The organism is Micromonospora sp. 4G55, from assembly GCF_016803375.1.
This window is the reverse complement of the sequence record NZ_JAEVHN010000448.1, coordinates 1-5,148: the sequence shown is the minus strand read 5'-3', so window position 1 is coordinate 5,148 and position 5,148 is coordinate 1. Positions and strand designations below refer to the sequence as shown.

3 protein-coding genes and 3 pseudogenes are annotated in these 5,148 nt (G+C 72.5%); 3 read left to right on the top strand and 3 right to left on the bottom strand.

Annotation, left to right across the window (positions count from 1 at the left end):
* Both JNW89_RS27020 and JNW89_RS27015 read right to left on the bottom strand, forming a co-directional pair.
* Positions 1–268: pseudogene (locus tag JNW89_RS27020) on the bottom strand (hypothetical protein); the annotation flags it as partial.
* A gap of 208 nt (positions 269–476) precedes the next feature.
* Positions 477–1,070, bottom strand: coding sequence for a pentapeptide repeat-containing protein (locus JNW89_RS27015; RefSeq protein ID WP_238451159.1), 594 nt, complete (start codon positions 1,068–1,070; stop codon positions 477–479).
* 138 nt (positions 1,071–1,208) lie between these two features.
* Here JNW89_RS27015 and JNW89_RS27010 point away from each other — a divergent pair, with 138 nt between their 5' ends.
* The 3 genes and pseudogenes from JNW89_RS27010 to JNW89_RS27000 all read left to right on the top strand — a co-directional run bounded on the left by JNW89_RS27010 (position 1,209) and on the right by JNW89_RS27000 (position 4,625).
* On the top strand, positions 1,209–2,660 hold the full coding sequence (locus tag JNW89_RS27010; protein WP_309140033.1) for a transposase: 1,452 nt from the start codon (positions 1,209–1,211) through the stop codon (positions 2,658–2,660).
* Positions 2,657–3,889, top strand: coding sequence for a serine hydrolase (locus tag JNW89_RS27005; RefSeq protein ID WP_238451155.1), 1,233 nt, complete (start codon positions 2,657–2,659; stop codon positions 3,887–3,889). The genes JNW89_RS27010 and JNW89_RS27005 overlap by 4 nt, the downstream gene beginning before the upstream one ends.
* A gap of 93 nt (positions 3,890–3,982) precedes the next feature.
* Positions 3,983–4,625 (top strand): annotated as a pseudogene (locus JNW89_RS27000) (NAD(P)-dependent oxidoreductase).
* 3 nt (positions 4,626–4,628) lie between these two features.
* Here JNW89_RS27000 and JNW89_RS26995 read toward each other — a convergent pair.
* Positions 4,629–5,095: pseudogene (locus JNW89_RS26995) on the bottom strand (PPOX class F420-dependent oxidoreductase).
* Between the last annotated feature and the right edge of the window lie 53 nt (positions 5,096–5,148).

The window sequence follows — 5,148 nt, the reverse complement described above, 5'->3', positions numbered from 1 at the left end:
CCGGCGACGCGACCCCGGCCTCGGTCACCTGGCCGGGCAGGCCGGTCGGGCGGCCGGCCGGCGTGGAGGCCGCGCCGGGCAGCGCCGCGTCGTCGCCGCGCGGCTCGGGCTCCGGATCGATGCTGAGGTACGCCACCAGCGCGGCGAGGCAGACGACGGCGGTCAGCGCCTCGACGGTCCACCGACGACGTTGCCGGTGCCGGGCGATCCGACGTGCCGTGCTCAGGCCCCGGTCGAACCCCGTCCGTCTCGGCTCGTCGTCCGTCACCGCTTCTCCGCTCTCCCCACCCACGGTCGCGCCCGCGCGGCGGTCGCGGGTCGCTGCGTGAGCCGCCTCACGTTTTCATCCGAACGGCCTCTTGCGCCACCTGCGGGGGCAGGGGCGTTTCCAGTTCGTTACCAAGCGGTAGTAACGGAAACTTTCCTGTCAGTTATAGCCGCCCGTCCGGTTCGGAGCCAGCCGAGTCCCACCGGAATCAGCGGATCTCGAAGCCCAGCGCTCGGGCCAGCACCAGCGCCTGCTCCGGGTCGATCACCGCGCCGGCCCGCTCGACCGCCGTCGGGTCCAGCGCGGTGAGGTCGCTGCCGCGCAGGTCCGCCCGGCCCACCCGCACGGCGTGCAGCTGCGCGGCGGAGAGGTCGACGCCGGTCACCGTCGCCGCGGTCAGGTTGGCCCCCGTCAAGTCCGCCTCCCGCATCCGCACGTCGGTGAAGCTCACCCCGCGCAAATCCGCCCCGGGCAGCGCGACGAACGACCAGTCGCCGCCGGCGACCCGCAGCGGCCGCAGGTCGCATTGGTCGAAGGTGCTGCCCACCAGCTTGCAGCCGGTGAACTCCGCCTCGAAGAAGTTGCACCGCCGGAACACGCAGCGGGTGAAGGCCGAGTCGACGTGCCGGGAGGAGTTGAACCGCACGTTGCCGAAGGTGCACCCGGTGAACGAGGCGTTCCGGCTGACCGCCTCGGTGAGGTCGACGTCGTGGAAGACGCAGTTGACGAAGTGCCGGTCGACCAGTTCCTCGGCGTACCAGTCCTGCTGGCGGAAGGTGACGTCCTCGGTCGGCTCGGGCATCGCACCACCCTATGCGGCGGCACCGACAGCGGCGGTGGGCCTTCCGCCGCCCGCGTACCGGCTGGTGCTGTGTCCAGCAACGTTGGCCGGATTGTTCTGGGTTGGGAAATGTCGTAGGGGTGGTGTTGGCTTCGAATCGTGCCTCGTCGTCGGGATCTCGCCGCGCCGCGGGTCGTGCATCGCACGGCTCGTCTGGCGTTGCGGGTGACGTCGGGGCAGCGGCGGCGGTGTTTCGGGCTGCTGCGCTCGGCGGGTGATGTTTGGGCGTGTGTGTTGGAGGTCAACTCGTGGCGACGCCGTCGCGGCGACGCGCCGCTGGTCGGCTATCAGCAGCTGTGCAGCGAGTTGGCGACATCCGGGCCGGGCGTCTTCGCCGAACTCGATTCCACCGGGGCGCGGTCGGTGTTGCGCCGTTTCTCGGATGCCTGGTTCAGCGCGGCGAAACGGCGCAAGGATGGTGATGGGTCCACGCGATTTCCGCGCCGGCGGCGGGGGTTGGTGCCGGTGCGCTGGTATCACGGCACGTTCGCCATGGACGGCCAGCGGGTGCGGATTCCCACCGCCAGGGGCACGGCGCCGTTGTGGGTGCGTCTGGCGCGGGAGGTGCCTTACCCGCTCGAGCAGGTCCGCTCGATCACCCTGCTGCGCGAGGGTGGGCGGCTGTTCCTCGACGTCACCGCTGAGGTGCCGGTGATGGTCTACGGCCCCGGGGAACAACCGGACCCGGCCCGGGTCGCCGGGGTGGACCTGGGGATAATCCATCCCTACGCCGTCGCGGGTCCCGGCGGGCAGGCATTGCTGGTGTCCGGGCGGGCGATCCGCGCCGAGCACCGCATGCACCTGGCCGACACCAAAGCCCGGCATCGTGCCGTCGCCGCTCGGGCGCCGAAGCCCGGCCAGCAGGGGTCGCGCCGGTGGAGGCAGTACCGGCGCCGAGCCCGCCTCGTGCAGGGCCGGCACCGGCGCAGGATCCGCCAAGCCCAGCACGAGGCAGCCCGCACCGTCGTCTCGTGGGCGGTGCAGCAGCAGGTCGGTGTGCTCCACGTTGGTGACCCCCGCGGGGTCCTCGACATCCCCGCCGGGCGGCGGCACAACCTGCGGCTGCGGCAGTGGCAGATCGGACGACTCATCCAGGTCCTCACCGACAAGGCCACCCTGGCCGGTATCACCGTCCGCCTGGTCGACGAGCGCGGCACCTCGTCCACCTGCCCCACCTGCCGCAGACGAGTCCCGAAACCCCGGGGCAGGGCGTTGTCCTGCCCACACTGCGCGTTCTCCGGCCACCGCGACCTGGTCGCGGCAGCCACCATCGCCACCCGCGTCCCGGGCGGCGGATCCACCACCGAGGCAGCGGTTGTGCTGCCACAGGTGCTCACGCACCGTCGAGCCGGACGACACCTACCCGGTGCCGGCCGATCCCGACGTGACCCCCGCCGCCCATCCCGGACGGCGCGAGGATCAGTTGGCCTGCGGAGGCCCGCCCCACCAACCGGTAGGGAGTCGCTCGCCCCTCAAGGCGAGGATCCACAACAACCACCGAGTACCCGGCAAACGTTAGTGGACACCGCACTAGTAGGTTCGGCGACGTGAGCGTGGCACGTACCACCGACCCGGACCTCATCGGCTTCGACCCGGCGCGACTCGCGCGCATCGACCAACACTTCGGCCGGTACGTCGACGACGGCCGGCTCGCCGGCTGGCAGATCGTGGTCACCCGCCGCGGCGAGATCGCCCACTCCTCGACGTACGGCATGCGGGACACCGAGGCCGGCGCGCCGGTGGAGCGGGACACGCTCTGGCGCATCTACTCGATGACGAAGCCGATCACCTCCGTCGCGGCGATGATGCTCTGGGAGGAGGGCCACTTCGAGCTGAACGACCCGATCAGCCGCTGGCTGCCGGAGTTCGCCGACGTCCGGGTCTTCGACAAGGGTTCGGCGCTCAAGGCGTACACGGTGCCGGCGATCGAGCCGATCCGGGTCTGGCACCTGCTCACCCACACCTCCGGCCTGACGTACGGCTTCGCGCAGACCTCGGTGGTCGACGCCCTCTACCGCGCCGCCGGCTACGACCTGGGCGTGCCGGCCGGACTGGACCTGGCCGGCGCCTCGGCCGGGATGGCCCGGCTGCCGCTGATGTTCCAGCCCGGCACCGGCTGGAACTACGGCGTCTCCACCGACGTGCTGGGCCGGCTGGTCGAGGTGGTCTCCGGGCAGAGCCTGGACGCGTTCTTCACCGAGCGGATCCTCGCCCCGCTGGGCATGACCGACACCCGCTGGTGGGTCGACGAGCCGGACGCCAAGCGGCTCGCCGCCCTCTACACTCCGCACCCGGGCACCGGGCAGGCGGTCCGCGTCGACCGGATCGGGGCCGCCGCGCTGAACCGCCCCGACTGCCTCTCCGGCGGCGGCGGGCTGGTCTCCACGGCCGCCGACTACCACCGGTTCACCCAGATGCTGCTGCGCGGCGGCGAGCTGGGCGGGGTACGGCTGCTCGCGCCCCGCACGGTGCGCTACATGACCCGCAACCACCTGCCCGGCGGCGGCGACCTGGCGTCCTTCGAGCCGGAGGGGTTCGCCGAGACGGTGCTGGACGGCATCGGCTTCGGCCTGGGCTTCGCCGTGGTGCAGGATCCGGTGCCCGCCCGGGTGCCCAGCAGCGTCGGCGAGTACTACTGGGGCGGCCTGGCCAGCACGGCCTTCTGGGTCGACCCGGTGGAGGAGGTCACCGCGCTGCTGTTCACCCAGCTGATGCCGTCGAGCACCTACCCGCTGCGCTCGCAGCTGCGCCAGCTGGTCTACTCCGCCCTGGTCGACTGAGCCGTTCCGCCGACGGGCGGCCGGAGCGGTCCATAGCCTGGACGGCATGAGCAAGCGCAGCGAGCGGGCCATCGGCCGCAGCGGAGTGCCGGCATGAGCAATGTCGTGGTGTACGGCGCCGGTGGCACCGCGGGCTCGCGGATCGTCACGGAGGCGGCCGGTCGGGGGGCACCGGGTCACGGCGGCGGTCCGCCGCCCGGAGGCGCTCACCTGGCTGCCCGCGGGGGTGAAGGTGGTGACCGGGGACGCCACCTCGGCGCAGAGCGTCCGGGAGCTGGCCACCGACGCCGACGTCATCGTGGTGGCGATCGGCGGCGGGGAGCGGGCGCTCTGGCGCGACGCGGCGGAGAACCTGGTCACCGTCCTGCGGGACGTGCCGAACCCGCCCCGGCTCATCCACGTCGGCGGCGGGGCGACCCTGCTGACGCCGAACGACACGCCGCTCCTCGACGAGCCGGACTTCCCCGACGAGTACCGGGACGCGGCGCTGGGCCAGGCCGACGCCCTCGCCCTCTACCGGTCCTGCGCCGACGGGCTGACCTGGACTTATCTGTCCCCGCCGCCGGTGGAGTTCCACCCGGGCGAGCGGACCGGCCGCTACCGCACCGGCACCGAGCACCCGGTGGTCGACGAGGGCGGCCGTTCGGTGCTGACCTACGAGGACCTGGCGGTCGCCATCGTCGACGAGATCGAGAACCCGCGCTTCGAGAACATGCGGTTCACCGCTGCGTACTGAGGCTCAGTCGGCCAGCCGGGCCGGGAAGCCGCCGGTGGCGATCGGCCCCCAGTTCTCGATGGTGACCCGGATCAGGGACTTGCCCTGGCGGACCATCGCCTGCCGGTACTCGTCCCAGTCCGGGTGCTCGCCGGAGATGCTGCGGAAGTACTCCATCAGCGGCTCCAGGGCGTCCGGTAGGTCGAGCACCTCGGCGGTGCCGTCGACCTGGACCCAGGGCCCGTTCCAGTCGTCGGAGAGCACGCACGCGGAGACGCGCGGGTCGCGGCGGATGTTGGCCGCCTTCGCCCGCTCGGGGTAGGTGGAGATGACCAGCCGGCCCTCGGCGTCGACGCCGCAGGAGACCGGCGAGGACTGCGGCCGGCCGTCGGACCGGGTGGTCATCAGCAGGACCCGGTGCCGGGGGCGGATGAACTCGATCAGGGCGGTCCCGGTCGACCCGGGTGTTGCTCGCGACTGGTGCGTGCCATGCGTCGGTTCTACCAGGCCCGGGCGGGCGTGCTCCGGCCGCGTGCCGGGCCGG